This window comes from Litoribacillus peritrichatus (genome assembly GCF_039537985.1).
In the GTDB taxonomy this organism is placed as follows: Bacteria; Pseudomonadota; Gammaproteobacteria; order Pseudomonadales; family Litoribrevibacteraceae; genus Litoribacillus; species Litoribacillus peritrichatus.
Genome location: NZ_BAABBN010000004.1, coordinates 157,531 through 178,068, shown reverse-complemented (window position 1 = coordinate 178,068; position 20,538 = coordinate 157,531). Strand labels below are relative to the sequence as shown.

At 45.1% G+C, this 20,538-nt stretch carries 20 protein-coding genes; 11 read left to right on the top strand and 9 right to left on the bottom strand.

Features of this window, described 5'->3' with window-relative positions:
* Nucleotides 1-81 precede the first annotated feature (81 nt).
* Nucleotides 82-537 (top strand): RDD family protein, encoded by a 456-nt coding sequence (locus ABD744_RS02030; RefSeq protein WP_344794940.1) that lies wholly within the window; start codon nucleotides 82-84, stop codon nucleotides 535-537.
* Nucleotides 538-599: 62 nt separating this feature from the next.
* On the opposite strand, the gene lptG is transcribed toward ABD744_RS02030, so the two are convergent.
* Nucleotides 600-1,667 (bottom strand): LPS export ABC transporter permease LptG, encoded by a 1,068-nt coding sequence (lptG, locus tag ABD744_RS02025; protein ID WP_344794938.1) that lies wholly within the window; start codon nucleotides 1,665-1,667, stop codon nucleotides 600-602.
* The gene (gene lptF / locus ABD744_RS02020; protein WP_344794936.1) at nucleotides 1,667-2,785 is read right to left on the bottom strand and encodes an LPS export ABC transporter permease LptF; all 1,119 of its coding nucleotides are present in this window, start codon (nucleotides 2,783-2,785) and stop codon (nucleotides 1,667-1,669) included. Before lptF ends, lptG begins: the two co-directional genes overlap by 1 nt.
* A 196-nt stretch (nucleotides 2,786-2,981) precedes the next feature.
* Between lptF and ABD744_RS02015 the strand changes: the two genes are divergently transcribed.
* From ABD744_RS02015 to ABD744_RS01995, 5 genes are all read left to right on the top strand, one after another.
* On the top strand, nucleotides 2,982-4,448 hold the full coding sequence (locus ABD744_RS02015; RefSeq protein WP_344794934.1) for a leucyl aminopeptidase: 1,467 nt from the start codon (nucleotides 2,982-2,984) through the stop codon (nucleotides 4,446-4,448).
* Nucleotides 4,449-4,654: 206 nt separating this feature from the next.
* Complete coding sequence (locus ABD744_RS02010) at nucleotides 4,655-5,080, top strand: DNA polymerase III subunit chi (RefSeq protein ID WP_344794932.1); 426 nt, start codon at nucleotides 4,655-4,657, stop codon at nucleotides 5,078-5,080.
* A gap of 17 nt (nucleotides 5,081-5,097) precedes the next feature.
* Nucleotides 5,098-5,709, top strand: a complete 612-nt coding sequence (locus ABD744_RS02005) for a hypothetical protein (protein WP_344794930.1) — start codon at nucleotides 5,098-5,100, stop codon at nucleotides 5,707-5,709.
* A 117-nt stretch (nucleotides 5,710-5,826) separates the two neighbouring features.
* Nucleotides 5,827-8,694 (top strand): valine--tRNA ligase, encoded by a 2,868-nt coding sequence (locus tag ABD744_RS02000; RefSeq protein WP_344794928.1) that lies wholly within the window; start codon nucleotides 5,827-5,829, stop codon nucleotides 8,692-8,694.
* Nucleotides 8,695-8,804: 110 nt separating this feature from the next.
* Nucleotides 8,805-9,293 carry an asparaginase domain-containing protein gene (locus tag ABD744_RS01995; RefSeq protein ID WP_344794926.1) on the top strand — a complete coding sequence of 163 codons (489 nt, stop codon included), beginning with the start codon at nucleotides 8,805-8,807 and terminating at the stop codon, nucleotides 9,291-9,293.
* 59 nt (nucleotides 9,294-9,352) lie between these two features.
* Here ABD744_RS01995 and ABD744_RS01990 read toward each other — a convergent pair whose 3' ends face one another.
* The gene (locus ABD744_RS01990; RefSeq protein WP_344794923.1) at nucleotides 9,353-9,559 is read right to left on the bottom strand and encodes a hypothetical protein; all 207 of its coding nucleotides are present in this window, start codon (nucleotides 9,557-9,559) and stop codon (nucleotides 9,353-9,355) included.
* 273 nt (nucleotides 9,560-9,832) lie between these two features.
* Here ABD744_RS01990 and ABD744_RS01985 point away from each other — a divergent pair, with 273 nt between their 5' ends.
* Together ABD744_RS01985 and ABD744_RS01980 are read left to right on the top strand one after the other, a co-directional pair.
* On the top strand, nucleotides 9,833-11,053 hold the full coding sequence (locus ABD744_RS01985; protein ID WP_344794921.1) for a DUF445 domain-containing protein: 1,221 nt from the start codon (nucleotides 9,833-9,835) through the stop codon (nucleotides 11,051-11,053).
* Between the two features lie 100 nt (nucleotides 11,054-11,153).
* The gene (locus ABD744_RS01980; protein ID WP_344794918.1) at nucleotides 11,154-11,774 is read left to right on the top strand and encodes a TetR/AcrR family transcriptional regulator; all 621 of its coding nucleotides are present in this window, start codon (nucleotides 11,154-11,156) and stop codon (nucleotides 11,772-11,774) included.
* 50 nt (nucleotides 11,775-11,824) lie between these two features.
* Here ABD744_RS01980 and ABD744_RS01975 read toward each other — a convergent pair whose 3' ends face one another.
* The 3 genes from ABD744_RS01975 to ABD744_RS01965 all read right to left on the bottom strand — a co-directional run bounded on the left by ABD744_RS01975 (nucleotide 11,825) and on the right by ABD744_RS01965 (nucleotide 13,409).
* Complete coding sequence (locus ABD744_RS01975) at nucleotides 11,825-12,253, bottom strand: phasin family protein (RefSeq protein ID WP_344794916.1); 429 nt, start codon at nucleotides 12,251-12,253, stop codon at nucleotides 11,825-11,827.
* A 251-nt stretch (nucleotides 12,254-12,504) separates the two neighbouring features.
* Nucleotides 12,505-13,005, bottom strand: coding sequence for a hypothetical protein (locus tag ABD744_RS01970; RefSeq protein ID WP_344794914.1), 501 nt, complete (start codon nucleotides 13,003-13,005; stop codon nucleotides 12,505-12,507).
* Nucleotides 13,006-13,073: 68 nt separating this feature from the next.
* Nucleotides 13,074-13,409 carry a YqcC family protein gene (locus ABD744_RS01965; protein ID WP_344794913.1) on the bottom strand — a complete coding sequence of 112 codons (336 nt, stop codon included), beginning with the start codon at nucleotides 13,407-13,409 and terminating at the stop codon, nucleotides 13,074-13,076.
* A gap of 86 nt (nucleotides 13,410-13,495) precedes the next feature.
* On the opposite strand from ABD744_RS01965, the gene ABD744_RS01960 reads away from it, so the two are divergent.
* Nucleotides 13,496-14,548 carry a DUF3549 family protein gene (locus ABD744_RS01960; RefSeq protein WP_344794911.1) on the top strand — a complete coding sequence of 351 codons (1,053 nt, stop codon included), beginning with the start codon at nucleotides 13,496-13,498 and terminating at the stop codon, nucleotides 14,546-14,548.
* Nucleotides 14,549-14,652: 104 nt separating this feature from the next.
* Here the strand turns inward: ABD744_RS01960 and ABD744_RS01955 are convergent, their stop codons facing one another.
* The gene (locus ABD744_RS01955; RefSeq protein ID WP_344794909.1) at nucleotides 14,653-15,447 is read right to left on the bottom strand and encodes a ParA family protein; all 795 of its coding nucleotides are present in this window, start codon (nucleotides 15,445-15,447) and stop codon (nucleotides 14,653-14,655) included.
* 230 nt (nucleotides 15,448-15,677) lie between these two features.
* On the opposite strand from ABD744_RS01955, the gene ABD744_RS01950 reads away from it, so the two are divergent.
* Nucleotides 15,678-16,598 (top strand): DUF2971 domain-containing protein, encoded by a 921-nt coding sequence (locus ABD744_RS01950; protein WP_344794908.1) that lies wholly within the window; start codon nucleotides 15,678-15,680, stop codon nucleotides 16,596-16,598.
* 12 nt (nucleotides 16,599-16,610) lie between these two features.
* On the top strand, nucleotides 16,611-17,807 hold the full coding sequence (locus ABD744_RS01945) for a DUF945 family protein (protein ID WP_344794907.1): 1,197 nt from the start codon (nucleotides 16,611-16,613) through the stop codon (nucleotides 17,805-17,807).
* Between the two features lie 17 nt (nucleotides 17,808-17,824).
* Here ABD744_RS01945 and purU read toward each other — a convergent pair whose 3' ends face one another.
* A complete protein-coding gene (gene purU / locus ABD744_RS01940; RefSeq protein WP_344794906.1) occupies nucleotides 17,825-18,679 on the bottom strand; it encodes a formyltetrahydrofolate deformylase in 855 nt (284 codons plus the stop codon).
* Nucleotides 18,680-18,784: 105 nt separating this feature from the next.
* Nucleotides 18,785-20,305, bottom strand: coding sequence for a fumarate hydratase (locus ABD744_RS01935; protein ID WP_344794904.1), 1,521 nt, complete (start codon nucleotides 20,303-20,305; stop codon nucleotides 18,785-18,787).
* Between the last annotated feature and the right edge of the window lie 233 nt (nucleotides 20,306-20,538).

Sequence of the window (20,538 nt, the reverse complement as noted above, 5' to 3'; positions counted from 1 at the left end):
TTGAAAGTGAGGAGTGGCTTTGAACCTGCGCGAGCTATCCATTAGAATGCACTTCGCGTGTTCTTATGGTCAACAAAAATTATGCAACCAAATTTATCTCAACCGTATCCAATTGAAGCAACCCTTCCCAGTGCCGGCATCGTTGTACGCTTTGCCGCGATGGTTTACGACACGTTAATCATGTTGGGGATATACTTTGTACTGACTCTCATTGTGACAGGAGTGAATGGCATGGAGTCCGTGAAAGGTCCGCTGTTTCAAAGCCTGTTATTTATCGCAGCGTTCAGCTTCTTCGCCAAGTTCTGGACAGACGGCGGACAAACCGCTGGTATGAAAGCATGGAAAATACGAGTGGAAACGCTGGATGGCCGGCCAATTACGCTTCAACAAGCGTTAATCCGTTTTCTGTTTGCTTTTGTTTCAGCCCTGCCTTTAGGCCTTGGTTATCTATGGATGTTTGTCGACAGTAACCAATTAACCTTGCACGAACGTATTTCCAATACCCGCACAACGGTCATACCGAAGCCACAAAAGTAATCACCAATTAAGGGGGAACTCTGCTTCCCCTTAATTTATTCCGATAAGAATACCAACCAGCTTTAACCGGCCCGCTTTAACATCAGCCACCCAAGAATGGCACATAAAACCGTTGGCAACAGTGCGGCCAGCCAGGCCTCAATACCAAAAACCGTTGCCGCCGGCCCCATAAAGTCTTGCAGGTATTTAAAACTTAACCCGGTAATGATGCCGTAAAACAACCGGGTTCCCATTGCAACGGAACGCAATGGCCCAAACACAAAAGAGATACCAATCAACACCAAAGCACCGATTGCCAGCGGCTGGTAGGCTTTTCGCCAAAATGAAAGTTTAAATGAACTGGCATCCAGACCTTGCTGTTCAAGGTAATCAGATAAGTCGTATAAGTCGGTCATCGCCAGATAATCAGGCTTCAGCACAATGACGGACAAAAGCGCAGGTTGCAAAGAAACATCCCAGATTTTTTCAGGAATTTGTTCAACTTGCGTTTTGTTGTTTGAAAAACGCGTTAATTCGGTATCGTACAAGCGCCATTGACCATCGGTATATTCCGCCATTTTGGAATATTCGATGGACTCAAGCTGCTGATCGGCCTCAAATTTATAACGCGTTACGCCGTGCAACTTACCTGAAGGTTCGACCAAACTGAAGTGCACAAACTCACTGCTTTCTTTATGCCAAAAACCTTTCTTTTTGCCACTGAGCTGAACTTTACCGTCCGCCATTTTAATCGCTTTGGAGGTTTGCGCGTATTCCTCAGAAACCGGCACCACCAGCTGGCCCAATAAAAAGCCAACAAGCATTAAGAAAAACGCCGCCTTCATTACTGCATACACAATACGGTAAGTCGACATCCCTGCGGCTCTTAAAATCACCAGCTCACTGTTATTGGCAAGTCGGCCAATGCCCACCAAAGCGCCAATCATTGCCAACAAAGGGAGATATTCATACAGGCGACGTGGCGTGGTCATCAACATAAACATCATCGCATCAACAAACTGATATTGATTGCGAGTGTCACCTAATTCAGTCAGAAACGAAAACAACAAGTCCAAACCAAGAATAATCAAAGCCAGCGCAGCAAACGAAGAAAAAACAACTCGGGCAATGTATCGTTCAATCGTATTCATTACGCAGCCGTTCCTTTCGTCTCAGGTGCAGACATTAAAGTGTTATCATTCATGATTTTTTTATCTTTCCATATCTGTCTATTCAGGAAGGCTGCCAGCCCTATAAACAAAATGTGTACCGCCCAAATGGCAATCACAGGCAACGTCTCTTTTTCAATATTGTCTCTTGCCCAAATCATTAATCCGGCATAGCCCAAGATAATCCCGATGGCAGGAACAAACCGCTTAACCTGACCGTCTCTTGGGTTTATTTCACTTAATGGAACGGCCAAAAGCGCCAATATCGGTAACATGAAAGGCAACGCCAACCGCCAATGTAAAAAAGCTTTTGCTTCGGAGTCGCTCTGCGCCCAAAGTTCGTGAATATCCATGCCTTCAACGTCTTTCTGTTGCACCACCACAGACTTCGGCAGCCGAACTCGAAGCTCCTCAAACTTAACCACGTCAGCTTCAAACTTACCCGGAATCAGCATTACCCGCTGACCGTCTTCCAGCACCAGCATGCGTTCGCCATCTGCTGATGTGATTTGATGGCCTTTGGTGGCAACCACCACATCACGCATTTCAGGCTGATCCGGCACAGGCCGGGTTGCAAATACATCGAACATTTCAGAGCGATCTTTTGACATGTCACCGGCATAAACCACCATGCCGGTACGACCAATGAAACTAAATGCTTTTTCAGAAATGAAATCCAGCACATGCATCGACTTTTGTTTGTCTTTAATATTCTGTACCTCTCGCTCCCCCCAGGCAGTAATGCCTAAAGTCATTGAAGCCACCGCCACAAAGGCCACCATGCTGACCCCTAAGGTATAACGTAATACATGCTGACGGCTCATCCCGCACGATGAAAGCACCGACATTTCACTGTCCAGATACATTCGGCCATACGCCAGCAGGACGCTTAAGAAAAACGCCAGTGGCACAATCAACTCCAAAAAACCAGGAATACGATAACCAATAAAAAGTAATAAAAACTCGGGCGCTAAAGTGCCCTCTGCTATGTATTTGAAGTATTTCACCAGCCTCGCACTGACAATGATCATGAGCAGAATACTGATGATGGCAAGCATATTGACTAAAACCTGCCGGGCTAAATAACGAAATATAATCAAAAGAAACCCTTATTCCCTCACTTAAGACACTGGAAGTCCATCGAATGGAGGGATACACTAATTCAAATTACAATTACGACTAATTGTCATTAATACAAACACTGCCCTATCTTATTAATCCAGATAGGTATTTTTACAGGCAACAGAAAATGGCAATTATCCACAAATATCCTTATAAAGTCTTGCGGAGCAACTAATGAATTTTGTACTGGAAAGCGGAGACATTCTATCCAGCTCAGCTAATTGCATTGTGATCGGTGTGCAACAAGAGAAACCACTGTCGGGTTCTTCTTTATCAGCAGATAAAGCCACCGATGGTTTAATCAGCGAACTAATTTCTTCTGGCGACTTTAAAGGTAAAAAGAGTGAAACACTGACTCTGCATCGCCCTTCCGGTTTATCCACAGGCCGCCTCGTTCTGGTCGGGCTTGGCAGCGAAGCGCTGAACGAAAGCGCTTATGTATCCGTGGTGAATGCCGCAGCCGCAGCAATCAAAGCCACACCAACGACTTCAGCAGCACTCTTTCTATCGGAAGCAGAAGTTGGCAACCGTGATGCAAACTGGAAAGCAGAACAACAAGTCATCGCTATCGAATCTGCGCATTATGTGTTTGACGAACTGAAAAGTGAAAAAGCTCCGGCGGCAACACTGGAAACCATCAGCATCCACGCCTCCGGCGTAAACGAAGACAACCTGAATAAAGCTCAGGCCACTGCCAAAGGCATGGCGTTAACCAAAACGCTGGGTAACTTACCTGGTAACGTCTGTACCCCGACCTACCTTGCCGAGCAAGCAAAAGCGCTGGAAGCTAAGAGCGACAAACTGAGCGTCACCATTCTTGAAGAAAGTGACATGGAAGAACTCGGTATGGGTTCTCTATTGTCCGTCAGTCGTGGCAGTGAACAACCCGCTAAGCTGATCATCATGCACTACACAAACGATGGCGATAACCAGCCGAACATATTAGTGGGCAAAGGCATTACCTTCGATACCGGTGGTATTAGCCTCAAGCCAGGTGCAGGCATGGACGAAATGAAATGGGATATGTGCGGTGCTGCCAGTGTTTTTGGCACCATGCAAGCCATCATTGATATCCAGCCTAAGTCCAACATCATCGGCGTTGCAGTCGCGGCAGAGAACATGCCAAGCGGCAATGCAACCAAACCGGGCGACATCGTCAAAACCATGTCAGGACAAACCGTTGAAATTTTGAATACCGATGCAGAAGGCCGCTTGGTACTTTGTGATGCACTGACATACGTTGAAAAGTACAACCCTAAATCGGTCATCGATATAGCAACATTAACCGGTGCCTGTGTGATTGCGCTTGGTCATCACCCTTCTGCGGTGTACGCCAACGACGACGAATTAAGCAAAACCATTGTGGAGTCTGGGCTGGCATCGTGGGATCGAGTGTGGCCAATGCCGCTTTGGGATGAGTATCAGGAGGAGCTTGACTCGAACTTCGCAGACATGGCAAATATCGGCAGCCGGGCAGGAGGCAGTATTACAGCAGCCTGCTTCCTTTCAAGGTTTACCAAGAAATACAAGTGGGCACACCTTGATATCGCTGGCACCGCTTGGCACAGCGGAGGTAAAAAGAAAGGCAGCTCAGGCCGACCTGTACCCTTATTGGTAGATTACCTTTTAAAACAAGCCTGATCACTTCATAATTGCTTTACGCTGAACACCCACAACAAACTAAACACCCCATTGGGGTATTTAGTTTGTTGTTCAAGTCACTGCTAGCCGTCGATGGTCTCCACCGTCATGAAAGACTTGAATCAGGTATTTAGCCACCAAAGCTGTGCAATTCATCGACCGATGGATTGCATCCACACAGAAAGTACAAACAGCAGTGCCAACGAATGACCCGGATTGATTTTTACATAATTCCTCAGGATCAACCTGAGCAGATTTTAATATTCGCCTGCAAACTGGCAGAAAAAGCATTCAAACTCGATCACAAAATCACCATTAAAGTGGACACCGAAGCACAGGCAACCGATTTGGATCGTCTATTATGGGAATTCAGGCCAGAAAGTTTCATTCCTCATGTCAAAGAGAATGATACGGAAGACGCCCCTGTAAGAATCGTATGGGATAAACTGGGCAACGACTACGAAGTGTTAATTAACTTATCCAGTGAAGTCCCTTCTGAATTCACACGATTTCAACGCGTCACCCAGATTGCGTCACAACACGAAACGCAAAGAGCCAAAAGCAGGGAACACTATAAGTTTTATAAAGAACGAGGCTACCCTCTGCACAACCACGACCTTAGAAACAGATAATAGCGATTGAGTTATCTATGAAAGATTCAAAGGACAGTAAAAAAAGCTTATTGGGTGATTTGGAAAAAATCCAAAAACTGCTTAACAGTGAGACGCCTTCGAAAGAAACAGATCAGTCAAACGCTCCGGACATACCACTCCTGTCAGACGTAGTCTCAGGCCAAAGTGATGCAAAAGTTGATGATCAAAACTCCGCAGCTCCGGCAGAGAAAAAAGGCAAGCCAAAAAACAACAACCCGTTCATTCCTTACGAGGCCATTGACCGCCTGAACAAAGAACGGAGTTCCATGCGTAACTTTGCCGCCGAAGTGATGCAGGCAGCGCAACAAGGCATTGAAAAACCGCCCATTGATGGCTTTGACCTGTTTAAATACTCGAAAAATGCCCCGAAGCCGGAAGTAAAAACAGAAACACAGCCAGATTCACTGTCACCAACTGAACCCGAAACACCTCCTGGCATTCAATCAAAGCCCGTCGCAGCGGTCATCAAGCTGCCCAGCGATACTGAAATACAATCTCTTGTAGATGAGGTCATGGATGAATATCGCCCGATCATGGAAAAAGCGCTGAGAAAGTCATTAACGGAGTTTATTAAACAATCATTGAAAGATGCCCCCTCCGACGAATGATATAGAATTCCTCTGAAATCACCGTTACAGAGGCCATTCAATCATAGCTAAACACCTGTTAGCCCTATATAATGTTTTGCATTTTTCTGTCTTAAAGATTACTGACGTTCGGATACTATGGATAAAACATACGCACCCCAAGATATAGAAACAAACTGGTACAAAAACTGGGAAGAGAAAAACTACTTTGCTCCCTCAGGTCAAGGTGAATCCTACTGCATCATGATCCCGCCGCCGAACGTCACTGGCAGCCTTCACATGGGGCACGCATTTCAGCAAACCATCATGGATGCGTTAACCCGATACCACCGGATGAAGGGCCATAATACCCTATGGCAGCCGGGAACTGATCACGCAGGCATCGCAACTCAAATGGTGGTTGAACGCTTGTTAGCTCAAGACGATGTGACACGCCACGACCTTGGCCGCGAGAAGTTCATCGACAAAGTCTGGGAATGGAAAGAACAATCCGGCGGGACCATCACCTCCCAGCAGCGTCGTTTAGGCACCTCAGTGGACTGGTCTCGCGAACGCTTCACTATGGACGCAGGCCTGTCAAACGCAGTAAACGAAGTCTTCGTCAGATTGTATGAAGAAAACCTGATCTACCGTGGCAAACGCCTGGTGAACTGGGACCCGAAACTGCACACCGCCATTTCTGATCTGGAAGTAGAAAACAAGGACGAATCCGGCTACATGTGGCACTTCCGATACCCATTAGCGGATGGCGAAACCACAGCCGAAGGCAAAAACTACATCGTTGTCGCAACCACCCGACCTGAAACCATGCTCGGTGATACGGCGGTCGCAGTGCACCCTGAGGACGAGCGTTACACTGCATTAGTGGGTAAGTTCATTGAATTACCTCTTGTAGGCCGTCGCATTCCTATCGTTGCAGATGAGTATGTGGACAAAGATTTCGGAACCGGCTGTGTAAAGATTACCCCGGCACACGACTTCAATGACTACGAAGTTGGTAAGCGTCATAACACACCATTAATCAATGTCTTTAACCGCGATGCACAAATTCTGAAAGAAGCGGAGTCATTTAACTTTGAAGGCAAGCCAATCGAAGGTGTGGACTGCTCTATTCCGGCAGCTTATGCAGGCTTGGATCGTTACGATGCGCGTAAGCAAATTGTGGCTGACTTCGAAACTCAGGGGTTACTAGAAGAGATTAAAGATCACAGCCTGGTGGTGCCTCGTGGCGACCGTTCCGGCGTGGTAATTGAGCCATGGTTAACAGACCAGTGGTACGTTTCCGCAAAAACACTTGCTGAACCGGCAATCAAAGCCGTTGAAGATGGCGACATTGAATTTGTTCCAAAACAGTGGGAAAACACCTATTTTGCTTGGATGCGAGACATCCAGGACTGGTGTATTTCTCGTCAGCTTTGGTGGGGTCACCAAATTCCCGCTTGGTACGATGAAGACGGCAAAGTGTATGTCGGTCGTACAGAACAGGAAGTACGTGAAAAACACAACCTGAATGACGACGTAACACTTCGTCAGGACGACGATGTGTTAGACACTTGGTTCAGTTCAGCATTGTGGACATTCTCCACGCTTGGCTGGCCTGATGACATGGAAGCGGTCAAAACTTTCCATTCGACCGACGTGTTAGTCACCGGCTTTGACATCATTTTCTTCTGGGTCGCCAGAATGATCATGATGACCATGCACTTCATCAAAAATGAAGACGGCACCCCTCAGGTTCCGTTCAAGAAAGTGTACGTGACAGGCCTGATCCGTGATGAAAACGGCCAAAAGATGTCTAAGTCAAAAGGCAACGTATTAGACCCTATTGACTTAATTGACGGCATCAACGTTGAAGACCTGGTTTCAAAACGCACCAGCGGCATGATGCAGCCTCAACTGCAAAAGAAAATTGAGAAAGCAACCCGCAAAGCCTTCCCGGAAGGGTTTGCCGAAAGTGGTACGGACGCCCTCCGCTTTACCATGACGTCCATGGCCTCTCTGGGTCGTGACATCAAATTCGACGTGAAGCGTCTCGAAGGTTATCGCAACTTCTGCAATAAAATCTGGAACGCTGCACGTTATGTCCAGATGAACACAGAAGACGAACAAGGTAATGCTCTGGACTGCGGTCAAAATGGCGGTGATGTAGAACTGAGCCTGGCAGACCGCTGGATCATTTCCCGCCTTCAGCAGGTTGAAACCGAAGTTCATAAAAACTTCGAACAGTACCGATTCGACCTGATGAGTCAAACCCTGTACGACTTCATTCTTAACGAATATTGTGCATGGTATCTGGAATTGTCCAAGCCTGTTTTCTGGAATGAAAACAGCACTGATGCTCAGCTTCGTGGTTCTCGCCGTACCTTGGTACGAGTGCTGGAAACGATTCTTCGTTTGATTCACCCAATCATGCCGTTCATTACCGAAGAAATCTGGCAGTCTATCAAAGGCTTGGCCGGTGTTGACGGCGAATCCATCATGCTTCAGGCATTTCCTGAGGCGGACGATTCTAAGATCGACACCCACGCAGAACAAGACATTGAATGGCTAAAAGGCATCATTGACGGCGTTCGCAACATTCGCGGTGAAATGAACATTTCACCAACGAAGCCACTGAACCTGTTATTCCGCAACGGCAGTGACGAAGACAAACAACGCCTGGATGACAACGAAAACTTCCTGAGAGCACTTGCGAAGCTTGAGTCCATCGAATGGCTGGAAGCGGGTCAAGAAGCCCCGATGTCCGCCACTCAACTGGTCGGACAAATGGAAGTACTCGTACCTATGGCCGGTCTGATCGACAAAGAAGCCGAAGTAGGCCGGTTAACCAAAGAAATCGAAAAGCTTGAAAAAGACATTCAACGTGTTTCCGGCAAACTGAATAATGAGAAGTTTGTCAGCAAAGCGCCTGAAGCCGTTGTTGCGAAAGAAAAAGCCAAGCTGGAAGAAATGTCGACGGCGGTTAAGCAGCTTTCAGAGCAGATGGAAAAGATTAAAAATATCTAACCTCCACGCCTGAGCTCAATAAGGAGGCGAAAGCCTCCTTTTTTGTTTACTCTTAAACCAGTCTTTTTAACTTATTCCATTTACCCACAACACATTAACTTAAGATGCTTATGAAAATTGATATTTTTTGTGCCGGCGGAACCATCGACAAGATTTACTTCGATGCAAAAAGCGATTACCAGGTTGGCGAACCCAAAGTTGGCCGAATTCTGGAAGCATACAAACTGAACATTGAATTTGAAGTGCATTCAGTGCTTCGCAAAGACAGCCTGGAAATGACCCAGGAAGACAGAAATACCTTAAAAGACGCAATATCAACCTGCCCCAACAACCTGATCTTAGTGACTCACGGCACAGATACCATGCCAGAAACCGCCGAAACGCTAAAAGCAATCACAGGCAAAACCATTGTTCTGTTTGGCGCAATGGAACCGGCCATGTATAAAACCAGCGATGCCGAATTTAACGCAGGTTGCGCCGTGGGTGCAGTACAATCCCTGCCTGAAGGGGTCTATATATCCATGAGCGGCCGTATTTTTGAAGCCGGAAAAGTGAAAAAGAACGTAGCCGAAGGCGTGTTTGAAATCAAAGAAAGCTAATCAATAGACCCTAGAAGCAGAACTCCTCTGCTTCTGACCACATTACTTACCGTTTGTTATTAAAACAACTCAACCATTTCAAAGCTCTCTTCCCTGCTGTTTTTTTCCTGTTTAACTAAATCCTCCAACTCCTCCAACTCGTGGTCACTCAGACTTTTGAGCTGTATGTTTTTAAACACCCTTTGAGACAGCAACTGAAACTGATAGCAATTTTGGTGAGCTGGCGCACCACCGTCAATGGAAACTGCATCGCTACTCCCTATCACGCTACGCTCACAAAACACACACTTCATAAATCGCCGAGCCTTATTACACCTTAAACGCGAAATATAGTGTTCGGTAAAGCGGAACTCAATACGGAATTACATTTTCAAACAAACAAATACCTGACCAAAACAACAGAAATTAAAAAACCATCAAACAGACACAGTTCCCAACTGAACAACTATGTCGTAATTTCTCAACTTTATATCACTGACCCCTTGTTATACTCTATTGCTCTAAAACCTATAACAACGAAGATAGATTGGTAAATCTGCATGCAGGAAGTTCTTTTTAATCCAGAAATCTGGAAATACCTTAGTATCCCTTTAATCGCCGGCTTAGTTGGCTGGAGCACCAATTGGCTGGCTATCCAACTTACTTTCTATCCCGTTGAGTTCCAAGGTTACAAAAAACCTTTCTTTGGCTGGCAAGGCATTGTTCCACGCTCATACAAAAAAATGGCTTCCATTTGCGTCGACACCACGATGAGCAAACTGGGTACGCTTTCCGATATCATCCAAAGCCTCGAACCCAAAGCTTTAATCGACCGAATGATTCACGTGTTTTTACCCCAGGTAGAAACCATGGTCGATGACATCATGCGTAAAGAAAAGCCGGTTTTGTGGGAGAATCTGCCAAAAGTCGCAAAAAACAAAGTATACAACCACATCAAAGGAGAGCTGCCAAAACGCATCGACTCCATCATCAACGACTTCCAAAAAGACGCAGACCAACTGATCAACTTAAAACACATGGTCATTACGGAATTAGGTAAGGACAAAAAATTGCTGAACCGCATCTTCCTGGAATCAGGGAATGCAGAGTTCAAATTCATCGTCAATTCCGGTTTATATTTTGGCTTGGCCTTTGGCTTCATTCAGATGTTAATCTGGTATTTTCTACCGGCTTGGTGGATTCTTCCTCTGTTTGGTTTATTGGTTGGCTATGTCACCAACTGGATTGCCCTGAACATTGTTTTCAGACCGTTACGTCCTATCAAAATCGGCAAGTTTGAAATTCAGGGGATATTCCTGAAGCGTCAAAAAGAAGTATCCCGAGCCTGGTGCGATATCGTTGCCCACGAATTATTAACCGTAGAGAACTTCACCAAAACGCTGATGGAAGGGCCGGACTCACACAAAACCAAAGCCCTCGTTGATAAACACATCCGCACATTACTTGATGAGTCGGTGGCATTAAGAACCCTTGCCCAAGTAACCATGGGACCTACAGGCTACGCCAACCTTAAAGATAACATTACAGACATTGCATTCGAGTATTCCAAACAGCCTTTCATAGACAAAAAGTTCAATGAAAGCCGTGCAACCTTGGTCGCAGATATGATCAGGGAACGCATGGAAGCCTTATCTCCGGAAGAATTTCAAGGTGTGTTACGCCCTGCCTTTCAGGAAGATGAGTGGATGCTGATTCTGGCAGGCGGAATTCTGGGACTTCTCGCAGGTTTTGGCCAACTTGTGTTCATTTTTGGTGGTTGATTCTAATTGAATTCGTTATAACACTATTTGGATGAGAACTTTCACCCCAGAGTGACGGTTTGTATTTGTGCCATAGGGATTGACTAAGCGGTCGGCAGTTATGAAAACTAGAGATAGAATTCTTGTAACCAGTTTGGAATTATTCAACGAATTTGGTGAGCCTAATGTAACCACCATTCACATAGCGGACGAAATGGATATTTCTCCCGGCAATCTGTACTACCATTTTAGAAACAAGAATGAAATCATCTACGAGCTGTATCAACAGTTTGAAAAACGAATGAATGAGATCCTGGTCGCGCCACCCGAAGACCGGGAAATCACCATGGAAGACCACTGGCTGTTCATTCATTTACTGTTTGAACATATCTGGGAATACCGCTTTATTTACCGAAACCTGCCTGACCTTCTGGCCAGCGTGGATAAACTCGCCACCCACTTCAACCGCATCCTGGATAAAAAAGAACGTGTTAATAAAGCCATTTGCCAAGGCTTAATCCAAAACGGAACTATGATCGCCGGTATGGAAGAAGTAGAGTCATTATCACGCAACATCGCAATGACCATGACGTATTGGCTTAATTATGAAAATGTGAGAAATAAAGGTAAGCACACTGAAGACTTAGGCAAGGGGGTTTATCAGGTCATGAGCCTACTCACGCCTTACCTGGAACCGACGCATCGCGCCTTCATGCAGGACTTAAGTAAGAAATATTTATAAGCGGTATTTTCATAGACCTCATAAGGAGGCCTATGAATAACACGCAGATACTAAGATGCTTTTACTAACGCCTTAACGGCTTTATTCAACTCTTCTACCTTAATGATCAACTCATCCACATCGGACTTACTTGGCAAACCAAAGAAGTTAATAATGGCTTCTATTCGCTGATCAATGACCGTTTCAACCTTCCCCAAAGACCCTAAAAGATTTTCTTTAATGTCTTCAATAGATTGATTCGCTTTTTCACGTAACTCTGTGGTTTTGGCGATGGTTTCTTTACGAGCTTCGCTGGCACGGACTTCTACGTCCTCACCTTCTTTAATCAATGACTCTATGGCTTTAATGCCTTCTTCTTCCGCTTTTGCGTAAGCACCTAAACCAGCCAACCAAATTTGATGCGCTGAAACCTTTAAACGTTCTGCAATTTTAGCGCTTGTGGCTTCTTCCGTTTCAACAGCTTCAATTACTTCAGACATAGCTTTTATCCTTTTTAAAGTTAAACACAAACACGTCCTTGAAAGTGCAGCTTAACCATTCAAAGTTGTGCTGAAGGGCTAATTTGGATGGTAACAACGGGATTTAGAATAGACATACTAGATGTTTTAACAAGAAATGATGAGCGTCACAACTTACAGGAATTTTACTTCAGAACGGAAAAAGCCCACACTTTCGGCTAAGAATGGGCCAAAGAGACGCCGAATTAAGCAACCAAACCGACAGGGAGCGATTATTGTATCCCTACATAACCGTATCCAGTCACACGCTGATAAGCACTGGCTGGATAACTGGGCGCCGTCATATTTTTCAAAGTCGTCAGCATGCGATTAACGCCTTCCAGCGTCGCGGAATCTTCTCCTTGAAGAGCAAGATCTCTGGACTGCGTTTGCAGAACACTGACAGCCTGGTCTGGGCTATTAATTTTCTGAGTCCGGGTTGCCAGCGGAATGTGATTCAAGTCTTCCAGAGTAATAAAACCAAACTCATACAATTTATGGGCAACATCACCGATCTGAGTATCCGGTTTTAAGTCCGTAAATAACTCTTGGGATAAGCGCTCCAGCTGAGAGGCTTTGCCTGAAATTGAAACTTTATCACTGTAAGGGCTACCCTGATCGCCCTCACCTTCCTTACGACCACTTTTTGACTTATCGACAACATCGTTCGTTTGTTTGACGGACGATTGAGTCGAAGTATTGACACTATTGTTGGTAATTTGGTTGATCGCCATGTTTCAGCTCTGCCTATGTAACATTTCGTATCTCTCAGCAGAGTAATGCACATCTCATACCAAATTGTTTAATTTTCAGCCAATCCGCCTAAAAGCTCGTCTAAATGCCTGAATAAGTGAATTAAAGTATCTACGTCCAGCGTGTAACCTTTAAAGTACTCTTCAGCCATGGGCGCAATACCACACTGAAGAGGCAAAGGTTTTCCAAGAGCCATCAGCACCTCCATTTTCACCAGAAATACAAACTGAACCCATTCCGTTAATGCCATGGTGTCATAGCAAAATGGCTGACGACTAAGTAATGCCTCCGGTGAAGGTGGGTTAGCGGACCAAACTTCAAGTCGCTTCATTTCCTGTTCAATAGCCCGCAATACTTCCTGAACAGCTTGTCGATCATGATACATAAAGATAAACCTACCTTTGCCAACGGCGTGCTATAATTCTGCCCCACTAAATTACGCTCAACCCAATCAATAAGTTTAGAGGTACCATGGACACCGTCATTAATACGATCACAGATTTTGTAAAGTCACTGGACGCAGAGCTTCGTGTTTTTGATATGGGGCGGAGATTATATAGACTCTCCAACAAACAATTCCAGACCTTTGAAAATTTTGAAACGCCTTACCCCACGCCACTGCAAAGACACGCCTGGCTGGGAATTCTGATTTGGTGGAAAGAAACCAAAGAAGAGCCCTTGATATGGTTTCTGAAACTCCCCTTGGATGAGCAAGGCATTATTATTCCTGCCTCCAGAGACGACTTCATTCAGCGATTAATGAAAGCCATCCAGAACCGAGTTCACAACCCGGAAACCAGAGACCAAAGCATTTTAAGCGAATCAGAGTTAGCTTTTACGCCTAATCAGGAACGCATGGCTGCGTTTCACGCAAAAATTTCACACTTTCTGAATAAAAATGCCTCCAGTTTTTACGAACCTGCAATCAGCTACTTAAAGAAAGAACAAGAAGTAGACAGCTGGGATACCATTGGCCTTCAGGGGTTGGCCGATGTTTGCGCCAGACTGGAAGACATGAACCATGAAGAAGTGATTAAAAGCTCATTAAAGTGGTTACCTGAAACACCCAAGATGCTCGTTCTAACACTGTTGGAAAATGAAATACCCTCCACAGATTTGTCTCTGACCATTCTAGATCTCGCACGTCAGGAACTGGCACAATCCACACCCAACCCAACGTTATTAGCTGCCTACTTACGCGCAATGTCCGGTTCGAAAGCAGCAACGCCAAGGCAAGAGCTGATCATTGAGATGTTAGCCAATGATCAGGTAAATAATAACCTGGAGCTGATTTCTGCGATTGCCAGCCGCTGCTGGAAAGACCTAGAAAACGAAAGCCTGTGTTTTCAATTATTTGAATGCATCGCCCAGATGGACAGTGGCGAGTACATATTCATTCAATTCTACAGTGACTTGGTGGCAATTCCGGGCGTCAGACCTTGGCTTATGGCTGTCATTCGCAGCACCGAACGGTCTGAAGCGCTTAGCAAGTGCATTGGCGTGCTATTCAATGGCATTAAGTAACGCCTGGACTGTTAGATCAAACCTGCTGAACCAAAAAAGCCGCATCGGATGATGCGGCTTTTGTATTTTAGAAAGGGCAGAAAAAGTAAAGCGAGTAACCTGAATTAAGCAAACTCAGGGTGAGCTACTTTTTTCCCTTCCAGCACTTCGGCAAGTTCACTGAACTGCTGAGTCAACTTATGTTTTGGATCCAAGTGGATCAAAGGACGATTCTTTTGATGCGACTCTTTCATCTTAATTGAACTGGTCAAATACACGGGAAGCACAGGCAATCCTTCGTCCAACAACTCTTTAATCAGCTGCTGAGGCAAACTTGCTCTTGGCTGAAACTGATTTACAATGATCCCTTCAATCTTCAGTTCTTCGTTGTGATCTTCCTGTATTTCCTGAATTTCCATGCCCAGGTTATAAAGCGCTTTGCGCGAGAAATCATCACAATCGAACGGAATGAGGCACTTATTACAACCAATCAATGCAGACTGAGTATAAAAGTTTAACGCCGGTGCCGTATCCACATAAATGCGGTCGTACTTACGCTCAAGCGCCTTCAAAGCATCTCTTAACTTATAGATTTTATGCTTTGCTTCCAGCTTACGCTCCAAATGTTCAAGCTCGGGGCTTGAGGCAATCACGTCCAGATTTTCATAAGGCGTTGGCGTAATAAAATCCTCAGGTTTTTTATTGAAGACCTTGAAAGAAAGCACTTGCTCAAAATATTGGGCAATGTTGTTCTCACACTCGGATGAAGGTTTGCCAAGCAAGTAATGCGTGGTATTGCCTTGAATGTCCAGATCAATAACAAGCGTTTTAAATCCCTGTTGAGCACTGATAGCAGCCAAGTTACAGGTAATACTGGATTTCCCTACTCCACCTTTCTGATTAAACACGACTCGACGCATTTATCTTTTCCTCTGATCTAGAATTCTACTGACGGATTTTCGTTCACATTTTAATCTAAACAGACATTATGGTCGACAGCTATTAATCTATCCAGGCCAACTTCCTCTTACCGCCTGTTGAATTAAATTATTCTAAGATGTTAAAGCCATTGCTTTCAGGGCCGATCTAAACAATACTAATATTTTTACCCATTCAAATAACTATATTTTGTTAAACATGGAGTTACGGAGTGTCCTCCATTCCCGCTTTACTTTATAAGTTCGCTGATCTCGAAACAGCCAATAAAATTATCACATCCAAGAAACTTCGTTGGATTGCACCGTCTGAACTTCCAGAGCCTTTTGCCGTTAACTCCGCTAAGTCATTGATGATTAAAGACGATGTTTTAACTGAAGCACTGGCCAAGTTTGTGGCAAACATGATCTTTACCCACTCACTGCCCTTCAAAGACACATCCAACCCGATTGTCAAAGCCATTATCCGCTGGCGTTCCACTGAGCGGTTCGACTCAGAAGAAGAAGCCCGAGGCGTATTAACTGATTTACTACAAAGCACAATTCTTAATCAACAAGAAAAAAACCAGGAAATGCTTGAGCATTGGGACTTCTACTTATCCCACCTACGCTTATTGTGCTTAGGAGACAAGCCAGACAATTTAGCGCTTTGGCAGCATCACGCTGATAACCACTGTGGCGTCGCCTTTGGTTTTGAAGTCAATGCCGCCCACGACGATGGCGCCCCCCAGAACCCGAATAAAGTGAAATACGGTGAACAACGCCCTGTTTTAACCGACATGAGAGCACAGATTGAACATATCATGGGAATTCGTCGCCTCGACCCAAAGACCATGTTTTCAGGTCAGTTCCTGGTAAAGTCAAAGTCTTTCATAGCAGAGCAGGAATGGCGCTGCTTACGAACGCTTTCTGAAGTTCAGGTAACCCAATCAGAGCAAACCAAATACACGGACTACACCTTTAATGGTGACAGCTTAAAGCGGGTTTATCTCGGTGCAGCTCTTTCTCCAGACAACCGAATTAAAATAATGAACACCATCAAAGAATCGTTTCCTGAAACAGACATATACTCTTGCTCGCCAAACATGAATCAATTTACGCTTAAGATCGAGAAAATATACTCTGCTCAATCTTAAGGCTTGCAACAAATGCAGATAAAACGTTTATTGGTTTTCACCCTGACAACCCTGTTCTGCTTGCTGACGCTACCCGGTGCGTTAGGTTACTTAGCCAAAGAGTATATTGAGCGTGGTATTTACCTAAACAACCTGAACACAGCGCTTCATCTTGAAATCAGTGACTATCAGCAAGGCTGGTTCAGCAGTTCGTTCAATCTGACCGCCAGCGTGCTGGATGAGTATGAAGAAAGCCACATAGAAATCAGCACACTGCAAGTTCAGCTTGGCCACGGCCCAGTAACGGTCATAAATCGTCAGCCCGGTATTGGCGCCTTCTACTTATTCACTCAGCGTAAAACGGACACTTCAAAACAGCCTTCGTTGATTGCCTTTGCCCGAGCCGGATTCTTGGGCAATATCCAATTAAATTTAAACTTAAATATGGATTCTTCTGATTCTCAGGAAACCAAACTGCAGCCATTAATCGCGTCCATCGAAGCAGATTATGAGTTTGATGAAATTCACTACCGAATTCACTGGCAAGGCGCTTCATCCAATGATCAGAACTCCGGGCTCAATGTTAAAAATTTAAGATTGGCTGGCGCCATCGAGCGTAAAGACGATCAAAGCTGGCAAGGAAATACTGAATTTAAAGCAGAAGAAATAGACGTCCCTAATCTTCCTCTTCGAATCAAGCAACTGACATTTTCCATTCATAACGTCATCAACATAGAAGAATCCGCCCAGGCAACTCATCTGATTATTCTGGCAAAGTCCAACGACTTAAAAACCCCCTGGAGCCATTGGCAAAACCTAACACTCGATGCCCGGATACATCGAGCAGATTTGGCTGCCATGTCCGCAATTTATGATCTGATAGAGAAAGTGTATTTGGAGTTTGACTCGATTACAGATGAATATGCTCAATTGGAGTATATGACCGCCATACAAACACTCACGCCAGCGCTGCTTTCAGACAGAGCAACACTGAACTTGAATCAGCTTTCTTTTTACTCACCAACTCAAAAACAACACAAACGATTAACAGGAAAAATAGAGTTTCCAGACCTGCCCGAATACATGGACGACCACCTTCTGTCACTTATAGCGAAAACAAAAGGTAAGATAGAATTAACAGAAGAAGGGTCAGAACCTCAGCAAATTGAGATTCTGAAAGGAAAAACATCAATCAATAATAAAACACTGAGCCAGTCACTTTTTAATTAATGACTGGCAATATTGAGTTAGCTAAAAACGACCGTTTTATTGCCATGAACAATCACACGGTCTTCCAAATGCCAACGCAATCCTCGAGCCAGCACGTTCTTTTCTACGTCTTTGCCCAGCCGAACCATGTCCTCAACCGTATCCCTGTGGCTGATACGGCTCACATCCTGATCGATGATTGGCCCTGCATCCAGCACTTCCGTGACATAGTGGCATGTTGCACCGATGAGCTTCACACCTCTTTCCGCAGCCTGATGGTAAGGTCTTGCACCCGCAAACGAAGGCAAAAAACTATGATGAATATTAATAATGCGCCCTGCATGGGTATGACACAGTTCAGGTGGTAATATCTGCATATACCGGGCTAAAACCACCGTGTCGGCCTGGTATTGCTTTATTAACCCTGACACCTCCGCAAATGCTTTTGGCTTATTGTTCGGATCTACCGGTACATGATGAAACGGGATATCATGCCATTCAACCATTGAGCGTAAATGATCGTGATTTGCGATCACACACGAAATTTCACACGGCAGTTCATTACTGTGCCAACGATGTAAAATATCCGCCAAACAATGGCTTTCTTTCGATGCCATCAAAACAACTTTCTTGGGCTGATGAGAATCGGTAATGCGCCAATTCATACCACATTCTTGGGCAATCGGCTGAAACAACGTTTCAAACTCTTCTAAATCAAATGGCAGCGAGTCCGCTCGTATCTCATTGCGCATATAGAACATGCCACTTGGCCTGTCGGCATGATGATTAGCCTCTGTAATCCAACCATTATGCCCGGAAAGAAAATTACTCACTTTCGCAACAATGCCAGTAGCATCAGGACAAGATATAACCAATCGATAAACGCGTTCCATTTAATTACCTAAATTCTTTTCGTTAATATTACGAGACGGATTAAACAATAAAAAAGCCCCAGAGTCACCATCAGCAACACTGGGGCTTTTTAAAGCAGTTAAAGTTTATTTAACTTCAATTGCCTTCGCTTCATGAATTTTTTCAAACCACTCTTGCGGGCCGGTCTGATGCACGGACGTACCATTCACATCAACCGCCACCGTTACAGGCATATCCTGAACGTCAAACTCATAAATGGCCTCCATTCCCAACTCAGGGAACGCAACCACTTCAGCGCCTTTAATAGCCTTTGAAACTAAGTAAGCAGCACCACCTACCGCCATCAGGTAGGTTGCTTTATGTTTCTTAATCGCTTCGATCGCCACTTGTCCACGTTCAGCCTTACCGATCATTCCCATCAAACCTGTGGTTTCAAGCATGGTATCAGTAAACTTGTCCATACGAGTAGAAGTGGTTGGACCTGCAGGGCCTACGACTTCATCACGAACCGGGTCAACCGGCCCTACGTAATAGATGAAACGGCCTTTCAAGTCGACCGGCAATTTCTCGCCTTTCGAAATCATATCAACCATCTTCTTATGGGCTGCATCTCGGCCAGTTAACATCTTACCTGACAGCAACACGGTTTCCCCCGGTTGCCACTCTTCCATTTCTGCCTGAGTCAGCGTATCAAGATTCACTCGACGAACCGAGTCGCCCACTTCCCAGGTAATTTCAGGCCAATCTTCCAGGCTCGGCGGTGTCTGCAATGCAGGGCCAGAACCGTCCAGTTCAAAGTGCGCATGACGTGTCGCAGCACAGTTAGGAATCATACAAACAGGAAGAGAGGCTGCGTGCGTTGGGTAATCCATGATCTTCACGTCCAGAACCGTAGTTAAACCACCCAGACCTTGAGCACCAATACCCAGCTCATTCACTGCATCCATGATTTCAATACGTAACTCTTCCACTCGGTTCTGAGGGCCACGTTCACGCAATTCATGGATGTCGATCGGCTCCATTAACGACTCCTTCGCCATTAATGCCGCTTTTTCTGCCGTACCACCAATGCCTATGCCTAACATGCCAGGTGGACACCAGCCTGCACCCATGGTTGGTACCGTTTTAACTACCCAGTCAACAATGCTGTCAGAAGGGTTTAGCATAACCATTTTAGACTTGTTCTCAGAACCACCACCTTTAGCAGCAACCTGAATATCCACCGTGTTTCCAGGTACAACCTGAGTATGAATCACCGCTGGTGTATTATCTTTCGTGTTCTGACGTTTACCCGCCGGATCAGCCAAAATAGAAGCTCGAAGGACGTTATCCGGGTGCGTGTATGCCCGGCGAACACCTTCATTGATCATATCTTCAAGGCCCATGTCAGCATCCCACTGGACATCCATCCCCACCTTAACGAACACAGTCACAATACCTGTGTCCTGACACAAAGGACGTTTACCTTCTGCACACATACGAGAGTTGATCAGAATCTGAGCCATGGCATCTTTCGCCGCCTGAGACTCTTCACGTTGATAGGCTTCGTACACGCCATCAATAAAATCTTTCGGGTGATAATAAGATATGTATTGCAGGGCATCGGCAACGCTGTCGATTAAATCATCCTGGCGAATTACAGTCATTGAGGAACCTCTTTCCGGCTAATCTGGTGGGGTAAAACTGGTTTTTCGAAATCCGGAATCTGAACACCTGCTGTTCAATACACTTAACCCTTCAAAAAAAAGTTAAGTTCATCAACTGCGGTTCACTTCAGGTTTCGCGCTTACCCAAATTATATGCGTTAAAAAACGGAGCTAATTCTACATTATTTAACAAAAGAAAGCATAAGTTTGGCGAATTATCACCTACCTTTATA